Raw genomic sequence first — 18884 nt, forward strand, 5'->3', positions numbered from 1 at the left:
ACCGCCACCTTACGGGCCGCGCGACGAGTGAGCCTACGCTTGTGGTGCGAATGACCTCAACGCGGAACCGTCCGCGCGGAAATTGGGGGTCCTCGTCTGCTCACGTCATCCTGGTGGAATACAGCGATCGCACCCCACGCTGGCTGAACCGTCCCGTAAGCCGAACCACAACCGGCAAAATCCCGGGCCAGAAGGTCATGCAGACCCGACCACCCGGCTGACGTCCCGTAGCGGCCGTCCGGGCTTCATTACCGGGACCGGGAGGTCTTCTGACATCCGGACATGACAGCCCCGAACCCGCCACCAGACGTGGCCGAGCGACCCGGCTTCAGGAGTCGCTGGTCGGCCCGCTCGGCCGACCCGTCTCGTGCGGTTCGGCGTCCACTGCAGCCTCGCCCAACGCCGACTCCGCGTGATCGTGCGGCTTCACGGGCCACAGCAACCCCAGCCCGACCACCAGCACCAACACGATCCCGAGGATGCCCCAGTACTGGGCCTCGTCGGACGTCGCGGCGTCCGTGGTGGCGATTCCGACCGAGATCGCCACCGAGAACATCGCGGGGGCCAGGAAGCTCACGGCCCGCCCGGTGGTCGCGTACAGGCCGAACACCTCGCCCTCCCGCCCGGCAGGGATGAGCCGGGCGAGGAACGTACGCGAGGCCGACTGCGCGGGCCCGACGAAAGCAGCCAGGACCAGGCCGCACGTCCAGAACACGGTACGGCCGCCGTCGTGCAGGAAGAAGATCAACAGGCCCATGACCACCATCGAGATCAGGGCGGCCATGATCACCCGCTTCGGGCCGATCGCATCGTCTAGCCGGCCTGCGAGGATCGTGGCGATCCCGGCGACGACGTTCGCGACCACGCCGAAGATGATCACGTCGCCGGGGGAGAAGCCGAACACGCCGGCGGCGATCACCCCGCCGAAGGTGAACACCCCGGCGAGCCCGTCGCGGAAGACCGCGGAGGCGAGCAGGAAGTAGACCGTGTTGTGGTCGCGGTTCCACAGGTCGACCACCGTGCGCCACAGCAGTTTGTAGGAGCCGATGAGCCCGACCCGGGCCGTCGTCGGATCGCTGCGCCGCCGCCGGTCTCGCACCGTCAGCAGCACCGGGATGGAGAACGCCAGCGTCCACACCGCGCACAGCAGCATGCTGATCCGCACGTCGAGACCGTCCTCGGCGGTCACCCCGAACAGGCCGACGTCGGGCTCGATGAAGCCGAGGTAAACCACCAGTAGCAGTACGATCCCGCCCAGATACCCCATACCCCAGCCCAGGCCGGAGACGCGGCCCACGTTCCGGGGCGTGGAGACATCGGCGAGCATCGCGTTGTAGTTCACGCCGGCGAACTCGAACGCGATGTTCCCGCCCGCGAGGAGCGCCAACCCCAGCCACAGGTACTCGGGGGCGGGCAGCACGAAGAACAAGCCCGCCGACGCAAGGATCACCAGGACCGTGTTGACCGCCAGCCACAGCGTGCGACGCCCCGCCCGGTCCGCCCGCTGACCCGTGACGGGGGCGAACAGCGCAATCAGGAACCCCGCGCCTGCGAGCACCCAGCCGAGTGTGCGCTCGGCCTCCGGGCCGAACGGGTCGGAGGTGAGATACACGGTGAACACGAAGGTGGTGATCACCGCGTTGAAAGCTGCCGACCCCCAGTCCCACAACGACCAGGCGATCACCGGCCAGGTGAGGGTCCGATCCTTCGATGCCCACGGCAGAGGCGTGCTCGTCATGGACACACTGTGGCACTCGCGGGTGGCCAGCGGGTGTCCATCGCGCAAATCACACGTCGAATTGGCTACCCACGAACCCCACCCGCAGGAATCGCACGTCAATCTGGCGGTCGATCGCAGGTCCAGCAGCCAGATCGACGTCCGATTCCTGGCTATTCTGACGGGCGCCGTCACCCCTGGCTACGCTCGAACAACCAGATCGACGATTGATTTCATGGAGGGGGAGGCGGATGGTTGAGCCGGACGTCCAGGCAGTGCGGGCATTGCGCGCAGACTTCACCGACGCCGGCTACTCGGTGGATCGGCTGACCGAGCTTCTCGGCCCCGTCCCGATGGCGGCCCTGGGCCGCGAGCAGGTGCTGCCCGCGGTTCAGTCAGCTCGTGCCGCCGGCTCTGAGCCCACCGCACTGCTCGCCCGCCTGTTCCTCCTCGGCGACATCCTCACACCGGCCGAGGCGGAAGCTGCCCTCCCACGTCTCGGCGCCGAGCAGGCGCAACGGGCCGGGCTCCTCAGCGCCGACGTCCACGGGCTGCGCGGCGCCATCGACCTGCGCCCCATCGATACGCCCGACGGCGCGTTCTACCTGGCCGCCGATCTCGGGGAAGCCACCACCGGACGTGCCGTCGAACGCGACCACGTGCTCGGCGTCGGCGGAGCCTCGCGGACTCTCGCGGAGCTGACGGTCCGGCGCCCGGTCCACCGCGCACTCGACCTCGGCACAGGCTCCGGGGTGCAGGCACTCAACATCGCTCCGTTCGCCGACCAGGTCGTGGCCACCGATCTCGCGGCCCGGGCGCTCACGTTCGCCCGCTTCAACGCGGCCCTGAACGGTGTCGAACTCGATCTGCGCGAGGGCTCGATGCTGGAGCCGGTGGCTGGTGAGCGGTTCGACCTCGTCGTCTCCAACCCGCCGTTCGTGATCACGCCGCGCGAGTCGGGGCTGACCGAGTACACCTACCGGGACGGCGGCCGGCGCGGCGATGACCTGGTCCGTGACCTGATCACCGGGGTGGCGGACGTGCTCGCCCCGGCTGGCATCGCCCAGCTCCTCGGCAACTGGGAGGTGCACGAGGGGGAGGGGCCCTTCGATCGGATCCAGCAGTGGCTGGCCGACTCCGGCCTCGACGGCTGGGTGATCCAGCGTGAGAGCGCCGATCCGGCCGAGTACGCCGAGACCTGGTTGCGCGACGGCGGCATCACCCCCGACCGCGACCGCGCCGCCTGGGAGCGTGGGTACGCCGCGTGGCTGGCGGACTTTGAGGCCCGTGGCGTGACCGCCGTCGGGTTCGGGTACGTCACCCTGCACAAGCCCAATATCCCCGACGGCGCAGCGTCGCCTCCGCAGCCGTGGCACCGTGTGGAGGAGGTCACCGGCACGCTGCCCGGTGCCCACACCGGCGGTCTGTGGCCGGCAGTCGAGGCCACGCTGACGGCGAAGGACGCACTCGTGCGGCTCACCGACACCGAGCTCGCTGACCATGCGCTCACGGTGTCCCCAGACGTGACCGAGGAGCGCCACTACCGGCCCGGATCTGCGGACCCGGAGGTGATCGTGCTGCGGCAAGGGGGAGGCTTCGGGCGCACGGTCCGTGCCGACACGGCGCTCGCGGCCGTGGTGGGCACCTGCGACGGCGACCTGACCGTGGCGCAGATCGCCGCGGGTGTCGCAGCGCTCACCGGCCTGGAGCGGGACGCGGTGCTCGACTCCGTGCTCCCCGACGTCCGGGGACTGGTGACCGACGGGTTGCTGAGACTGCCTCGGCGCTGACTGTGCGGTGGATTTCAGTCACTGTATGACTGCGGTCCACCGCACAGCACCGGAACCCATCCGCCCGGCGTGGTCTCCCAGTGATCTCCCAGCATCGGTGCTTATCGTGCAGCATCATGGCCACGATGACTCCCGCGCGACCGCCTGGTGCGATGCCCTCGGCACCGCAGCCGGGGCGCGCTCGTCTGCGCGGGGCCGTGCCTCCGCTGCTGGGCGCGGTGGCCTGCGCGGTGGCGGTGATCGTGCTGTGGCGCATCTTCGTCACCACCGCCCGCGGGCAGCAGCTCGACGATGCCGCCGCTCTGGGCGCCTCCTTCGGGCGGGACACACTCGATCCGGTGCTGAACCCGGTGCTGACCGTCGTCTCCGAGCCGTTCGTCGCGGCCGCACTGCTCGCCGCGGTCATCGGTGCAGTGATCCAGCGCCGGCCCGCGATCGCGCTCGGTGCCGTGGCCATTCTCGGTGGTGCCAACCTCACCACGCAGGTACTCAAGGACCTGCTGGCACGGCCGGACCTGGGCGTCACCTACGTCCTGGAGAACTCGCTGCCTTCCGGGCACACGACCGTGGCGGCGTCGGTGGCGGCCACGGCCCTGCTGATCGCGCCACGCCGCTGGCGGGGAACGGTCGCGGTCGCCGGTGTGGCCTACAGCGCACTTACCGGTCTCGGCACCCTGGTCGGAGGCTGGCACCGCCCCTCGGACGTGGTCAGCGCCTTCCTCGTGGTCGCGGTCTGGTACTTCCTGGTGGAGGCGGCGCGCCAACTCCCCGCCCGGGCGGCTCTCCCGCGCGGATACCGGCCCGCCCCACCGGTGAACGCGGCCACCGTACTGGTCGCTCTCGGAGCCCTGACAGGGCTGCTGTCGCTGGGGATCGGGGCCTGGGTGCTCAGCGCTCTTCCGCCGGTGGGCACAGTGATGGCCGCCACGGGCGGCTTGACCACCGCCGCCTATGTCGGGGGTAGTCTCGCGGTGGCAGCCGTCGCCTGCCTGACGACGGCTGGCATGCTGGTGATGCGGCCCTACCGCCGGGACTGAGCTGGCTCGTCCGGGTGGTGAGGCCGGCACCAGGTACTGTGCGCGGTGCGACGAGACGGCCCGGCACGTTGTACCGTCGCACCTCGAGAGCACTGTGCGTAGCTGCGCACCCCGAACGAAGGAAGGTCCGCGTGACCGCAACGGCCCGCAAGCTTGTGATCGTGGAGTCCCCGGCGAAGGCACGCACGATTGCTGGCTATCTGGGGTCCGGTTTCGATGTCGAGGCCAGCGTCGGGCACATCCGTGACCTTGCCCAGCCCTCCGAGTTGCCGGCGGAGATGAAGAAGGGGCCGTACAAGAAGTTCGCGATCGACGTCGAGAACGGCTTCGACCCCTACTACGTGGTGGACGCGGACAAGAAGAAGAAGGTCACCGAGCTCAAGAAGCTCCTCAAGGATGCCGACGAGCTCTACCTCGCCACAGATGAGGACCGCGAGGGCGAGGCCATCGCCTGGCACCTGCTCGAAGTGCTCAAGCCGAAGGTGCCGGTCAAGCGGATGGTCTTCCACGAGATCACGCGAGAGGCGATCCAGCGGGCCCTGGCCGAGCCACGCGATCTGGACACCCGGCTCGTCGATGCCCAGGAGACCCGCCGCCTGCTGGACCGCCTCTACGGGTACGAGGTCTCCCCGGTGCTGTGGCGCAAGGTGCGTCAGGGCTTGAGCGCCGGACGTGTGCAGTCGGTGGCCACCCGGATGGTGGTCGACCGCGAACGTGAGCGGATGGCGTTCCGCGCAGCCGAGTACTGGGACGTCAAGGGCTCCTTCACCGGCGGCCGGGGTGCGACGGCCGGCACCACCTTTGGTGCACGCCTGGTGGCCGTCGACGGTGCGAAGGTCGCCACGGGTAAGGACTTCCGCGACGACGCCACGCTCAAGAACCAGAAGACGCTGCACCTGGACGAGGCGACCGCCACCGGGCTGGTCTCGGCGCTCGAGGGTGCCGACGTCACGGTGAGCTCGGTCGAGGAGAAGCCCTACACCCGCCGTCCGGCGGCGCCGTTCACCACCTCCACGCTGCAGCAGGAGGCCTCCCGTAAGCTGCGGATGAACTCCCGCGCGGCGATGCGCACCGCCCAGACGCTGTACGAGAACGGTTACATCACGTACATGCGTACCGACTCGGTGGCGCTGTCGGGTCAGGCGATCGACGCTGCCCGCCGGCAGGCCACGGAGCTGTACGGGGCGGATTTCATTCCTCAGAAGCCGCGCTTCTATGCCTCCAAGTCGAAGGGTGCGCAGGAGGCGCACGAGGCGATCCGCCCGGCGGGGGACTCCTTCCGCACCCCGGCGCAGGTCTCCGGCGCACTGAGCGGAGACGAGTTCCGCCTGTATGAGTTGATCTGGAAGCGCACCGTCGCCTCGCAGATGGCCGATGCGAAGGGCTCGACGGCGTCCGTGCGGTTGCAGGGCACGGCGTCCGATGGTCGTGTGGCCGAGTTCGCGGCCTCCGGCACCGTCATCACCTTCCGCGGCTTCCTCGCTGCGTATGAAGAAGGTCGCGACGTCGAGCGCTACTCCGACGGCGAGAATGCAAGCGGCAAGGACGCCCGCTTGCCGGACCTGCAGACCGGTGACGGCGTGGCGACCGATGCGCTGGTGGCTGAGGGGCACGAGACCTCCCCACCACCGCGCTACACCGAGGCCAGCCTGGTCAAGGCGTTGGAGGAGCGCGGCATCGGCCGTCCCTCGACGTATGCGGCCACGATCTCGGTCATTACCGACCGCGGCTACGTGCTGCGGCGCGGCCAGGCACTGGTGCCCAGCTGGGTGGCGTTCTCGGTGATCCGGCTGCTGGAGGAGCACTTCCCGAAGCTCATCGACTACGACTTCACCGCCGAGATGGAGTCCGACCTGGACCGGATCGCGGCTGGGGAGGCCGACCGGGTGGACTGGCTCGCCGGCTTCTACTTCGGCCGCGACGGCGCCGAAGGTCTGCAGAACCTGGTGGAGGACCTCGGCGAGATCGACGCCCGGGAGATCAACTCGATCACGATCGCGGACGGGATCACCCTGCGGGTGGGGCGGTATGGGCCGTACCTGGAGGGAACGCCGTCGGAGGAGGGCGGGCAGGCGCGACGCGCCTCGGTGCCGGACGACATCGCCCCCGACGAGCTGACAGCCCAGAAGGCGGAGGAGTTGTTCGCCGCCAGCGCCGACGACGGCCGCGAGCTGGGTGTGGACCCGGCGACCGGGCACACGATCATCGCCAAGAACGGCCGCTTCGGACCGTATGTGACCGAGGTGCTGCCCGAGCCGGAGGCACCGGCCAAGGGAAAGAAGAAGCCCGCCAAGCCGAAGCCGCGTACGGGCTCGCTGTTCAAGGACATGGATCTGGCGACCGTCGACCTCGAGGCCGCCCTCAAGCTGCTGTCCCTGCCGCGCGTGGTGGGCAAGGACCCGGAGTCCGGCGATGAGATCACCGCTCAGAACGGTCGGTACGGGCCGTACTTGAAAAAGGGCACGGACTCCCGTTCGCTGACCTCCGAGGACCAGATCTTCGACATCACGCTGGACGAGGCGCTGGAGATCTACTCCCAGCCCAAGCGCGGCCGGGGAGCCACGGCCGCCAAGCCGCTGAAGGAACTCGGCGAGGACCCCTCGAGCGGGAAGCCGGTGGTCGTCAAGGACGGCCGGTTCGGCCCCTATGTGACCGACGGCACCACGAATGCCACGCTGCGTGCCGCCGACTCGGTGGAGACGATCGCCGCGGACCGTGCATACGAGCTGCTCGCAGAGAAGCGTGCCAAGGGCCCGGCGAAGAAGAAGGCCCCGGCGCGTAAGCCTGCGGCTAAGAAGGCACCGGCGAAGAAGGCTGCTACGAAGAAGTCCTGATTGGGCTCGCTCTCCGTGCGCCTAGGGTGAACCCATGACGATCCACGATCCCACCTACGGTCCCGACCCTGCCGACGCCCCGCCGCTGCGCTGGGGGATCCTCGCTGCCGGCGGGATCGCGGCCAAGTTTGCCGCTGACGTGCCTGCACACTCCTCCGGCACGGTGGTCGCCGTGGGATCGCGCAGCCTGGAACGGGCCCAGGCTTTCGCCTCCACACACCAGATCCCGACGGCGCACGGCAGCTATGCGGACCTCGTCGCCGACGAGCAGGTCGAGGCGGTCTACGTGGCCTCGCCGCACTCGGAGCATCTCGAGCACGCGATGCTCGCGATCGAGGCGGGAAAGCCGGTGCTGATCGAGAAGTCCCTGACCCGTAACGCTGCCGAGGCGCGGGAACTCTTCGCGGCGGCGAAGGCACGCGGGGTGTTCGTGATGGAGGCCATGTGGAGCCGGTTCCTGCCGCACATGGTCGCGATGCGACAGGTCATCGCCTCCGGTGAGATCGGCGACGTGCACATGCTCACTGCCGAACACGGTCAGGGGCTGGACCACCTCGAGGACGAGCACCGGCTGAAGAACCCGGACCTGGCCGGTGGTGCGGTGCTCGACCTGGGTGTCTACCCGATCTCGTTCGCCCAGGCAGTGCTGGGGGCCCCGGATCAGATCACTGCCGTGGGCACGATGACCACCACCGGGGTGGACGAGAGTGAGGCGATCACCCTGCGGTACGGCAACCGGGCGCTAGCACTGCTCGGCGCCAGCCTCAAGGGTGCCACCCGCAACGCGGCGACGATCACGGGCACCAAGGGCCGGATCGAGATCGAGCCGACGTTCTATGCCCCGACCTCGATGACCGTGCGCCCCCGTGAGGGCGATCCGCGCACGATTGCCCCGTCCGTCGGTGGCGGATTCGAATACCAGGCGGCCGAGGTGGCCCGCTGCGTCGCAGGGGGCCACCTGGAGTCCGACGTGCACACCTGGGCCCACACCCTCGCCGTCATGGAGACCATGGACGAGGTGCGCCGGCAGCTCGGGGTCGTGCTGCCGGGGGAGTGAGGTGCACGCCGGCCCGAGCAGCACGGCACAGGCTCTCTCCGGGCTGAGCCTGACCGGAGGAGAGGGCTGGACGGCGGCCCTTGCCGTTCGTGATGCCCTCCGTCTGCCGTGGTCACCGGAGATTCCCGCGCTCGAGCCTGCTGTCCCGCCGCGCTCCGGCGGCGCTGCGGACGTCTCCGAGCGCGACTGGTTCGCGTGGCTACGGCAGGTGGCCGACGCGCCGCGATCGAGACCCGTCCCGCACCACAGCGCGCCGCTTCGGGAGGCTCAGCGTCAGGTGCGACCGAGCCTGCAGGAGCACGAGGAGATCTGGGACCGCCAGATAGCCGACCTGGCCGACGCACTCCGGGACGTGCTCCGTGGGGCCATCGCGGGTGGTGGTCGTATCACCTACCTCATTCAGATCGTCCCGGTGGCCGGGGCGTGGAGCCTCGATGTCAGCGCGGCCCACCTGCTCGCCAGTCCCGCGGCGCTCGCGACCCCCGATGCCCGGCGGGAACTGCTCGGGCCGCGGCTCCGCCGTGCTGTCACCGGCTGAGGTTCTGGAACTGCCGCACTGCCAGCGGTACGAAGACGACCAGCAGCAGGACGGGCCAGATCAAGGCTCCCGCGATCGCGTGCCCCTCGATCCAGTAGGTGCTGGTGGCCAGATCAACCCCCGGCGTCTGGAAGAGCTCGCGGATCGCTGACGCTGTCGAGGAGACCGGGTTCCAGGCTGCGACGGTTCCCAGCCAGCCGGGCATCATCTGCGGTGGTGCGAAGACCGAGGAGATGAAGCCGAGCGGGAAGGCGATGGCGAACAGGTTCCCGGCGCCCTCGGTGTTCTTGACCCGCAGGCCGATCCAGATCCCGACGAAGATCAGGGCGAACCGCAGCCACAGCAGCAGACCGAACGCCGCAAGCGTGTCCGTGACCGGACCGGCCGGGCGCCAGCCGATCGCCAGCGCGATGCCGACGATGACGGCGAGGTCTACCGCCGCCTGGATGATGTCGGCCACGCCCCGGCCCGTCACCACGGCGGAGGAGGACATCGGCATCGACCGGAAGCGGTCCATGAACCCCTTCTCCTTGTTGAACGCCACCGGGAACGCGGTGTTCATGAACCCGAAGGCGATCGTCATGGCGAACATCCCGGGCATGGCGTAGTCGATGTACCCGACGCCCGCACCCATCCCGGTCACGTCCATCGCGCTGCCGAAGACGTAGACGAACATCAGCACCATGACCACGGGCATCCCGAGCTGCCAGGCGAACGTGGACGGCTGGCGCAGCAGGTGCATGAATTCCTGCATCACGATCGTCCAGGTGTCCTTGAACACCCACAGCAGGCGGCTGCCGGGAGTCTCGTCGGGTGCGGCGAGCGGCTGGGTCGATGTGGTGCTCATGAGGTCTCCTCAGTCGGTCCGGTCAGCACGGCCTGGTCGCCCGTCAGCTGGAGGAAGGCTTCGTCGAGGGTCGGGCGGCGGAGCGCGATGTCGGCCAGGTCGAGGCCGGCCGCCCGGATCTCGGAGGCCACGTCGGTCAGGGCGCGGACGCCGTCGGGCACCGGCACGCTGAGGGTGCTGCTGCCGGGTGTCGTGTCCGCCACGAGCTCGGTGGCACGCTGCACGAGCTCCACCGCCTGGTCGAGATCGCCGAGGTCGGCAACGGTGAGTTCGAGCCGCTCATCGCCGATGCGGCGCTTGAGTCCGGCCGGTGTGTCCTCGACGAGATTGCGTCCGTGGTCGACCACGCTGATCCGGTCGCAGAGCTGGTCGGCCTCGTCGAGGTAATGCGTGGTCAGCAGCACCGTGGTGCCCTGGGCCGCAAGCTGACGGATCGCGTGCCACACCTCGCGGCGCCCCGCCGGGTCCAGCCCGGTGGTCGGTTCGTCGAGGAACAGCACCTGCGGGGCGAGGATCATCGAGGCCGCCAGATCGAGGCGGCGGCGCATCCCGCCGGAGAACTTCTTCGGCGCCCGGTTCGCGGCGTCGGTGAGGCTGAACTGTTCAAGCAGCTCATCCGCGCGTCGTGCGGCCGATCGCTTGTCGAGCCGGAACAGGCGCCCGAACATGGTGAGGTTCTGCCGGGCGGTCAGCAGATCGTCGACTGCTGTCTGCTGGCCTGTCAGGCCGATGGCACGCCGGACCAGACGTGCTGAGGTCTTGACGTCGTGACCAGCCACTGTGGCCCGGCCCTCGTCCAGGCGGGTCAGCGTGGTCAGGATGCGCACGGTCGTGGTCTTCCCCGCGCCGTTCGGGCCGAGCAGCCCGTGCACGGTGCCGCGCGGGACGGCGAGATCGACGCCGTCGAGAGCGACGGTAGGGCCGTAGCGCTTGGTCAGGCCTCGCGCTTCGACCGCCAGGTCGGTTGGTGGCATGTCCCCTCCTTCTGGGTGCGGTGTACGCACAAACTACTGCGTACGATGCACCCGGTCAAACTGCGTACGATGCACGCGGAAAGATTGTTACAGTAGGAGACCATGGCCACCACCACATCCGAGTCGCACCGGAGCCAAGCGCACGCGGAGCTCGTCCGTGCTCTCGAACTGCTCTGGCACGGCCACACGCCGACCGGACGCGGCCCCAAACCGGGGCTGACCGTCGCGGCGATCGTCGACGCGGCTATCGATGTCGCCGATGCCGACGGGGTCGAGGCGCTCTCGATGCGCCGTATCGCCCGGGAGCTGGGGGTGGGCACCATGACCCTGTACCGCTATGTGCCCGACAAGAACGTGCTGCTCGCCTTGCTCCTTGACCGGTTCTCGGCGCCGAGCGAGGAGCAGCCGCTCCTGCCGCGCACCTGGCGGGACACCCTCGAGTTCGATGCGCACTCAGGGCGGGCCCTGTACCTGCGCCACCCCTGGCTGCTTCAGGTGAACATGGCCAGGCCCGCGCTGGGGCCTGGGAGTGTGGCCGGGCTGGAGCGGACGATGTCCGGACTGACCGATCTTGCGATGAGTGACCAGGACAAGCTCAACGTCATCACTGCCCTCGACGGCTACGTCACCGGCGCCGTGCGCCAGCAGATCTTCTACGAGCAGATCTCCGAGGAGTCCGGGCTCGACGACGAGGCGTTCTGGGGGGGCCAGCTGCCGTTCATGGAGGCGGCGATGGCATCCGGTACCTACCCGACGATGGCCTCGCTGAGCAGCGACACGTTCGAGGGAACCTGGGAGGAGACCTTCGATCTGGGACTGAGCTGCTTCCTCGACGGGCTGGAACTGCGGGTCCGGCGAGGATAGTCGGCGGGCGCCGATACGCTGCACCCGTGACCCCCGGACTGTTCATCTCTTTCGAAGGCGGCGACGGCGCCGGCAAGACCACCCAGCTGAACCGGCTCGCCGACTGGATCGCGGAGACGACCGCGCGTGAGGTGGTGTGTACCCGCGAACCGGGAGGGACCGCCGTCGGGAAGACGTTGCGCGAGGTGCTGCTGCACGGGGTCGACCTCGACCCGCGCACGGAGGCGCTGCTGTTCGCTGCCGACCGTGCGTACCACGTGGCCTCCCTGGTCCGGCCCGCCCTGGAACGCGGTGCCGTGGTTCTCACCGACCGCTACCTCGATTCCTCGGTGGCCTACCAGTCGGGTGGCCGTGCCCTTCCGCCCGAGGAGGTCGAGCAACTCTCCCTCTGGGCCACCGAGACTCTGCTTCCCGATCTCACCGTGCTGCTGGACCTGGACCCGGTGCACCTGGCTGAACGAATCGGCGACCACCCCGACCGGCTCGAACGGGCGGGCAGCGAGTTCCACCGCCGCACCCGCCAGGCATTCCTCGACCGCGCCGCCGCCGATCCTGGCCGGTGGCTCGTGGTCGACTCCTCGCGGCCGAAGGGCGAGGTGGCCGAGCAGATCCGCAGCCGGGTCCAGACGCTGCTGGAGGACATGCCGTGAGCGTGTGGACCGAGCTCGTCGGGCAGGACCGCGCCGTCGAGGTGCTCTCTGCCGCAGCATCCGAACCCGCCGCGATGACGCACGCATGGCTCATCACCGGACCACCGGGCTCCGGAAGGTCCGTGGCTGCGCGCGCCTTCGCCGCCGCCCTGCAAGACCCTCACGACAGCGATGGCACCGGCCACGAGGTCCGCACGGCGCTCGCGGGCACGCACGCCGATGTCACCGTCTTCGCCACCGAGAAGGTCCAGATCAGCATCGCCGAGGCCCGCGAGCTCGTCGGGCTCGCCCAGCGTTCCCCCTCCCAGGGGCGCTGGCGGGTGATCATCGTCGAGGATGCCGACCGCATGACCGAGCGCACCGCGAACGTGCTGCTCAAGGCCATCGAGGAGCCGCCGCCGCGGACCGTGTGGATCCTGTGCGCCCCGAGCCCCATGGACGTGCTCGTCACGATCCGCTCCCGCTGCCGGCCCGTGAACCTGCGGGTTCCTCCGGCCGAGGCGGTCGCCGACCTGCTCGTGCGGCGTGATGGCATCGACCCCGAGTTGGCCCTCACCTGCGCCCGTGCGGCACAGAGCCACATCGGGATGGCGCGCCGCCTCGCCACCCATCCGGATGCCCGCGCCTACCGGGAGAAGGTCCTCGCGGTCCCCACGTCCATCAGGGGTGTCGGGGACGCGGTGCTCGCCGCGCAGACCCTCGTCGAGGACGCCACCGAGCAGTCCAAGCTTGCGACCACCGAACGTGACGCCGCCGAGAAGGCCGAGCTGCTGCGCACACTCGGGGCCGAGGAAGGAGCGCGGATCCCGCCCGCACTGCGTGCACAGATCCGCCAGCTGGAGGAGGAGCAGAAGCGCCGAGCCCGCCGCTCCCTGATCGACCTGCTCGACCGGGCGATGATCGATCTGCTCTCCTTCTACCGGGACGTGCTCCTCACCCAGCTGGGCAGCGACATCCCGCTCATCAATCAAGCTCAGACCCAGCAGGTGCAGGCGATGGCCGGCGCGACCGCCCCGGAGCAGTCCGTGCACCGGATGCAGGCGGTGGGACTCGCGCGCACCCGCATCGCCGCCGGAGCGGCGCCGTTGCTCGCCGTCGAGGCCCTCACGATCGCGTTGCGCCCGCAGGGATGACGGCGGAACTGCGCATCCCCCACACGTAGACTGCCGTCGTGGTCTTCTCCCGCGCACGCCTCGCTGCCTCCGCTGTCGGCCTCGCACTCCTCACGGGGTGCACGAGTGCAGCGCCGATGGTGCAGCCCACCGCCACCAGCGCACCGGTCCCGGACGAACTGGAGCAGTACTACACGCAAGAACTCGACTGGTCCGAGTGCGGGACCAACTTCGACTGTGCCGATGTGACAGTGCCCATGGACTACGACGAACCTGACGGGGAGACGATCACGATCGCCGTCAAGACCTTCCGCGCCGCCGACACGGCTCAGGGGGCGCTGTTCGTCAACCCCGGTGGTCCCGGCGGCTCCGGCATCGAGATGGTCGAGAACATCAGCTCCTACTTCGGCTCGGAGCTGCTGCGCAACTTCGACATCGTCGGTTTCGACCCGCGCGGAGTGGGGGAGTCCTCTGCGGTGCGCTGCTACGACAGCGCCGAGCTCGAGGAGTACTACTCCCTGGAGTTCGACCTCGAGACCGACCAGGGGTGGGACGACTACGTCCAGGCGCTCACCGACTATGGCGACGCATGCGAGGCCAACACCGGCGAGCTGATCGGCCACGTCGACACCATCAGCGCCGCCCGTGACCTCGACGTGTTGCGCGCCGTCATGGGCGAGTCGACCCTGACCTACCTGGGCTACTCCTACGGAACCCTTCTCGGCGCCACCTACGCCGACCTGTTCGGCGACAACGTCGGCCGGCTCGTCCTCGATGGAGCGATCGATCCCTCGTTGAACTTCACCGAGGTCAGCACGGGCCAGGTCCGCGGCTTCGAACGGGCCTACCGCTCCTATCTCGAAGACTGCCTCGCCGGTGCCGACTGCCCGTTCTCCGGGACGGTCGACGAGGCCATGCAGCAGACGATCGATCTCGTCGAGCAGACACGCGACACCCCAGTCGAGACCAGCGATCCGGACCGGCCCGTCGACGACGCGTCTCTGTTCAACGCGATCACCGTCACCATGTACAGCCCGGCGTCCTGGCCGTCACTGACCAGCGCTATCGACGCGCTGCTCGCCGATGACGGTTCCCAGGTGCAGTTCCTCTCCGACTACGCGCTCGAACGCGAGGACGACGGCACCTACCCCGAGGACCAGGGTGCCTTCCGGGCAATCGACTGCCTCGACTACCCGGTCGAGCTGGACCGGCAGACCAGTACGGCGAACGCTGAGGCGAACGAGGAGCTCTCCGAGTTGTTCGGTGAGGCGTTCAGCTACGGGGAGCCCGGGTGCGCCACCATGCCCGTCGCCTCCGACGCCGTCCGGGAGGAGATCGCCGCCCCCGGTACACCGCCGATCGTCGTCATCGGCACCACCCGCGATCCGGCCACACCGTACGAGTGGGCCGAGGCGCTCGCCGAGCAGCTCGAGTCAGGCGTCTTCATCGGCTACGACGGTGACGGTCACACCGCCTATGGCGCGGGCAGCGCGTGCGTGGACGAGGCCGTCGAGGCCTTCCTGCTGGAGGGCCTCGTGCCGGAAGACGGCCTCGCCTGCTGAAGCTGCGCCGTCGGGAATGAACGTGAAGCCCACCACAGGAGGGCTCTCGTTTTGGTGCAGCCCGACGGCGCCCGGTACAGTGGGTGCCGCCTCATCACTGATGAGCGCGCCGCCTTAGCTCAGTCGGCAGAGCGATTCACTCGTAATGAATAGGTCATCGGTTCGATTCCGATAGGCGGCTCAGGAGCACAGTCGGCCCGGTTCCAACGATTCGTCGGAACCGGGCCGATCTGCGTCTCGGGTCCAACCCGGCCTCACGATCGCCGTTCGTTAGCCACTTTCGATCCGCTCCACATCCTCGACCCCAACCCACACCCCGATGGTCCTGCTTCGGTCGTCGAGGATCCGCACGAGCACGCCGGGTCGGCTGGGCGGGATGCTATGTAGGGGTGGAGGGTGAGGCAACTCGCAAACTCAGTAGCACACCGGTAGCTTCACGCTGCGTTACGCTGCTCTACATCAAGCAACGCATGACATCGCAATCGGGGAGGATGGGATGGCGTCCGCAACGCTGGGCAGCAACTACGTAGTCTCCAACGAGGGAGCCTCAACGCTCGCCCGTCTTGCCGAGCACCCATCTCGAGTGCCGTCGGAGGGTTTCGTTTCGCGTCGCGCCGACTCTGCTCGTCTCGGAGCATTGAGTGATGCTGTGAAGCGGAGTTCGACGCCCAGCAAGGAACGTTGACTTCAGCTGAGCCGATCCCCTATGACGTCGCGTCGCTGGAGGATTTGAAGGCTTACCCTGACCTGCTCGCCCATGTGGAGAGAAGGCTCAGCACCTTCCCGTGCAGCCGATCTGAGCACTTGGAGCGGTTCGCCCAGGGCGGATATCGCGGTTACGAGAAGCACGGGCACTCGCGGACCTATGTCCTGCTGACGCCCTCTACCGCCCATGAGATCGACGTGCCAGCGATCTTCAGCGTCGGGCAGACGTCGGTTGACTTCAGCCAGGCGAGCAGCTCACTCCGCAAAAGGTTGATGGGCAACTACTCGCAAGACCGAACAGGCGCGTACCTCATCGCGGAGTTGGCCCGGTCTGACGACTATGGGTCGGCTGACCTTCCCGGCCGGCTTCTTCTCGAAGAGGCCATGGCGGCAATTGGGGCGGCCAGGCAGCATGTCGGCGGGAGGTATGTGCTTGTGGACTCTCAGACCGGCGTGTTCGAGCACCTGTACGAGCCCTACGGGTTCCGGCGACTCGGCCTCTGCGACCCGCCACGGGGCATGGAGGGCAAGGAGTTCATGACGAGCGTGATGGTCCTCAAGGGGCGGTAGCAGCACGAGAGCGCCAGACGACGGCATTGGTCTCTTTGGTCGTGAATTCCCCACAGGGCCGGGAGCACTTGGGGTGTGCTCCCGACGTATCTGGCGCGTCAATCCGGCACCATAAGCATCCGGTGCGTCAGCCCGGCCACACCCAGTCCGCCACCTCCGGGATGTCCTGCCCATGATCGCGGGTGTACTGGCGTGCCCGTAGCCGCGCGTCCGCCATCTGCTGACGCAGCCCCGCCGCTCGCGCACCGAGCGAGGGCACCCGGTCGATCACGTCCATCACCAGGTGGTACCGGTCGAGGTCGTTGAGCATCACCATGTCGAAAGGCGTGGTGGTGGTGCCCTCCTCCTTGTAGCCGCGCACGTGGATGTTCGGATGCCCGGTCCGGCGGTAGGTGAGCCGGTGGATGAGCCAGGGGTAGCCGTGGAAGGCGAAGATGACCGGCGCATCAGTGGTGAACACCTGGTCGAACTCGCGATCGGTCAAGCCGTGGGGATGCTCCGCGGCGTCCTGCAGCCGCATCAGGTCCACCACGTTCACCACCCGCACCCGGAGCTCGGGCAGGTGCTGGCGCAACAGGTCGGCCGCGGCGAGTGTCTCCAGCGTCGGCACGTCCCCGGCGCAGGCCAGCACCACGTCCGGACCTGCCCCGGCGACCTCGGTACCGGCCCATTCCCAGATGCCCAGCCCGCGCGCACAGTGCGCCTGTGCCTCCTCCAACGGCAGGAACTGCGGCCCGGGCTGCTTGCCGGCCACGACGACGTTCACGAGCTGCCGCGAACGCAAGCAATGGTCGTAGGTGCACAACAGGGTGTTCGCATCCGGTGGCAGGTACACCCGCACGAGCTCGGCCTTCTTGTTCATCACGACGTCGAGGAAGCCCGGATCCTGATGGGTGAAGCCGTTGTGGTCCTGACGCCACACGTGGCTGGAGAGCAGGTAGTTCAGGCTCGCGATCGGTCGCCGCCACGGGATCTGGTTCGTGGTCTCCAGCCACTTGGCGTGCTGGTTGAACATCGAGTCCACGATGTGCACGAATGCTTCGTAGCTGGTGAAGATGCCGTGCCGGCCGGTGAGCAGGTAGCCCTCGAGCCATCCCTGGCACTGGTGCTCGGAGAGCATCTCCATCACCCGCCCGGCGCGAGCGAGGTGATCGTCCACCTCCGGGCGCAGATACTCGGCGTTCCACTGCTTGCCGGTCACCTCGTAGACCGCCTGCAGCCGGTTCGAGGCCACCTCGTCCGGCCCGAAGAGGCGGAATGTCTCCGGGTTGAGGCGGATCACCTCCCGCAGATACTCCCCGAGGGTGGCGGTAGCCGCACCGTGTGTGGCGCCCGGATCGGGGACGTCCACGGCGTGGTCGGCGACATCCGGCAGCACCAGGTCACGTAGCAGCAGGCCACCGTTGGCGTAGGGGGTGTCGCTCATGCGCATCGACCCTTGTGGAGCGAGCGCGGTGATGTCCTCGGCTACCCGGCCGTCGTCGTCGAACAGGTCCTCGGGCCGGTAGGAGTGCAGCCACTCCTGCAGCAGCTCCAGGTGCTCGGGATTGTCCTGAGGCGCGGAGATCGGCACCTGGTGCGAACGCCACGAGTCCTCGGCGACCTTCCCGTCGATCGTGGCCGGGCAGGTCCAGCCCTTGGGCGTACGCAGCACGATCATCGGCCACGCGGGTCGCACGGTGGAGCCGGACTCCGCCTCGGACTTGATCCGGGCGATGTGGTCGAGCACCTCGTCGAGCAGAGCCGCGAACCGCTCGTGAGTGCGCTCCGGGTCCTCGTCGTCGAACCCGCCGGTGAACACATACGGGGTGTGCCCGTATCCGCGCAACAGCGCCGTCAGCTCCTCCTCCGGGATCCGGGCGAGCACCGTCGGGTTGGCGATCTTGTAGCCGTTGAGGTGAAGGATCGGCAGCACGACGCCGTCAGTGTGCGGGTTGAGGAACTTGTTGGAGTGCCAGCTGGTCGCGAGCGCACCGGTCTCGGCCTCCCCATCACCGATCACGGCCGCCACGAGCAGGTCCGGGTTGTCGAACGCGGCGCCGTAGGCGTGCGAGAGGGCGTACCCGAGTTCCCCGCCCTCGTGGATCGACCCCGGGGTCTCGGGCGCCGCATGGCTGGGGATACCGCCGGGGAAGGAGAACTGGCGCATCAACCGGCGCAGACCGTCCTCGTCACCGGTGATGTGGGAGTAGATCTGCGAGTAGGTGCCATCCAGATAGGCGTTCGCCACCATCCCCGGGCCGCCATGACCAGGGCCGGTGATGTACAGCGCCGGCTGCTGCCGCTCACCGATCACCCGGTTCAGGTGTGCGTAGAGGAAATTCAGACCCGGCGTGGTGCCCCAGTGGCCCAGGAGCCGCGGTTTGATGTGCTCCGGTGCCAGCGGCCGCCGCAGCAGTGGGTTGTCGAGCAGGTAGATCTGGCCCAGGGAGAGGTAGTTCGCTGCGCGCCACCACCGGTCGACCTGTCGCAGCCTGGCGTTGTCTGGGCCCATGTTCGTGCTCATCTGCCTGCGTCCTCCTTCGAGAACTGCCGGCCGCAGCCGACGTGGACACGTCCACTCCTATCCAAACCCACGCGGCCGGTGTCTGCCTCTCGGGGGGCCGGCCGGATGGCGAGTCGCCGGA

At 68.6% G+C, this 18884-nt stretch carries 14 protein-coding genes and 1 tRNA gene; 11 read left to right on the top strand and 4 right to left on the bottom strand.

The window, feature by feature from the left end:
• Positions 1 to 328: 328 nt before the first annotated feature.
• Positions 329 to 1738 (bottom strand): MFS transporter, encoded by a 1410-nt coding sequence (locus FV560_RS19055; protein WP_159623404.1) that lies wholly within the window; start codon positions 1736 to 1738, stop codon positions 329 to 331.
• Between the two features lie 230 nt (positions 1739 to 1968).
• On the opposite strand from FV560_RS19055, the gene FV560_RS19060 reads away from it, so the two are divergent.
• The 5 genes from FV560_RS19060 to FV560_RS19080 all read left to right on the top strand — a co-directional run bounded on the left by FV560_RS19060 (position 1969) and on the right by FV560_RS19080 (position 8973).
• Positions 1969 to 3507, top strand: a complete 1539-nt coding sequence (locus FV560_RS19060) for a DUF7059 domain-containing protein (RefSeq protein WP_159623406.1) — start codon at positions 1969 to 1971, stop codon at positions 3505 to 3507.
• 125 nt (positions 3508 to 3632) lie between these two features.
• Positions 3633 to 4544, top strand: coding sequence for a phosphatase PAP2 family protein (locus FV560_RS19065; RefSeq protein ID WP_159623408.1), 912 nt, complete (start codon positions 3633 to 3635; stop codon positions 4542 to 4544).
• 131 nt (positions 4545 to 4675) lie between these two features.
• On the top strand, positions 4676 to 7378 hold the full coding sequence (topA, locus tag FV560_RS19070) for a type I DNA topoisomerase (protein ID WP_159623410.1): 2703 nt from the start codon (positions 4676 to 4678) through the stop codon (positions 7376 to 7378).
• Positions 7379 to 7412: 34 nt separating this feature from the next.
• A complete protein-coding gene (locus tag FV560_RS19075) occupies positions 7413 to 8435 on the top strand; it encodes a Gfo/Idh/MocA family protein (RefSeq protein ID WP_159623412.1) in 1023 nt (340 codons plus the stop codon).
• A 1-nt stretch (position 8436) separates the two neighbouring features.
• Positions 8437 to 8973 (top strand): hypothetical protein, encoded by a 537-nt coding sequence (locus tag FV560_RS19080; RefSeq protein ID WP_159623414.1) that lies wholly within the window; start codon positions 8437 to 8439, stop codon positions 8971 to 8973.
• Here the strand turns inward: FV560_RS19080 and FV560_RS19085 are convergent.
• Both FV560_RS19085 and FV560_RS19090 read right to left on the bottom strand, forming a co-directional pair.
• Positions 8963 to 9820: an ABC transporter permease gene (locus FV560_RS19085; RefSeq protein ID WP_159623416.1), complete on the bottom strand. Its 858-nt coding sequence runs from the start codon at positions 9818 to 9820 to the stop codon at positions 8963 to 8965. The genes FV560_RS19080 and FV560_RS19085 overlap by 11 nt on opposite strands.
• Positions 9817 to 10794 (bottom strand): ATP-binding cassette domain-containing protein, encoded by a 978-nt coding sequence (locus tag FV560_RS19090; RefSeq protein WP_159623418.1) that lies wholly within the window; start codon positions 10792 to 10794, stop codon positions 9817 to 9819. The genes FV560_RS19085 and FV560_RS19090 overlap by 4 nt, the downstream gene beginning before the upstream one ends.
• Positions 10795 to 10896: 102 nt before the next feature.
• Here FV560_RS19090 and FV560_RS19095 point away from each other — a divergent pair, with 102 nt between their 5' ends.
• The 6 genes from FV560_RS19095 to FV560_RS19120 all read left to right on the top strand — a co-directional run bounded on the left by FV560_RS19095 (position 10897) and on the right by FV560_RS19120 (position 16257).
• Positions 10897 to 11658 (top strand): TetR/AcrR family transcriptional regulator, encoded by a 762-nt coding sequence (locus FV560_RS19095; protein WP_159623420.1) that lies wholly within the window; start codon positions 10897 to 10899, stop codon positions 11656 to 11658.
• A 26-nt stretch (positions 11659 to 11684) separates the two neighbouring features.
• Positions 11685 to 12308, top strand: coding sequence for a dTMP kinase (gene tmk, locus FV560_RS19100; protein WP_159623422.1), 624 nt, complete (start codon positions 11685 to 11687; stop codon positions 12306 to 12308).
• Complete coding sequence (locus tag FV560_RS19105; RefSeq protein ID WP_159623424.1) at positions 12305 to 13441, top strand: DNA polymerase III subunit delta'; 1137 nt, start codon at positions 12305 to 12307, stop codon at positions 13439 to 13441. Before tmk ends, FV560_RS19105 begins: the two co-directional genes overlap by 4 nt.
• Before the next feature lie 38 nt (positions 13442 to 13479).
• Entirely contained in the window at positions 13480 to 14982 is a 1503-nt protein-coding gene (locus tag FV560_RS19110) for an alpha/beta hydrolase (RefSeq protein WP_159623426.1), read from the top strand.
• Between the two features lie 108 nt (positions 14983 to 15090).
• A tRNA-Thr gene (locus FV560_RS19115) sits at positions 15091 to 15163 on the top strand.
• A 500-nt stretch (positions 15164 to 15663) separates the two neighbouring features.
• Positions 15664 to 16257 carry a hypothetical protein gene (locus tag FV560_RS19120; RefSeq protein WP_159623428.1) on the top strand — a complete coding sequence of 198 codons (594 nt, stop codon included), beginning with the start codon at positions 15664 to 15666 and terminating at the stop codon, positions 16255 to 16257.
• Positions 16258 to 16384: 127 nt separating this feature from the next.
• Here the strand turns inward: FV560_RS19120 and FV560_RS19125 are convergent, their stop codons facing one another.
• The gene (locus tag FV560_RS19125) at positions 16385 to 18763 is read right to left on the bottom strand and encodes a phosphoketolase family protein (protein ID WP_159623430.1); all 2379 of its coding nucleotides are present in this window, start codon (positions 18761 to 18763) and stop codon (positions 16385 to 16387) included.
• Between the last annotated feature and the right edge of the window lie 121 nt (positions 18764 to 18884).

Source organism: Ruania rhizosphaerae, assembly GCF_009805705.1.
Taxonomy (GTDB): Bacteria; Actinomycetota; Actinomycetes; order Actinomycetales; family Beutenbergiaceae; genus Ruania; species Ruania rhizosphaerae.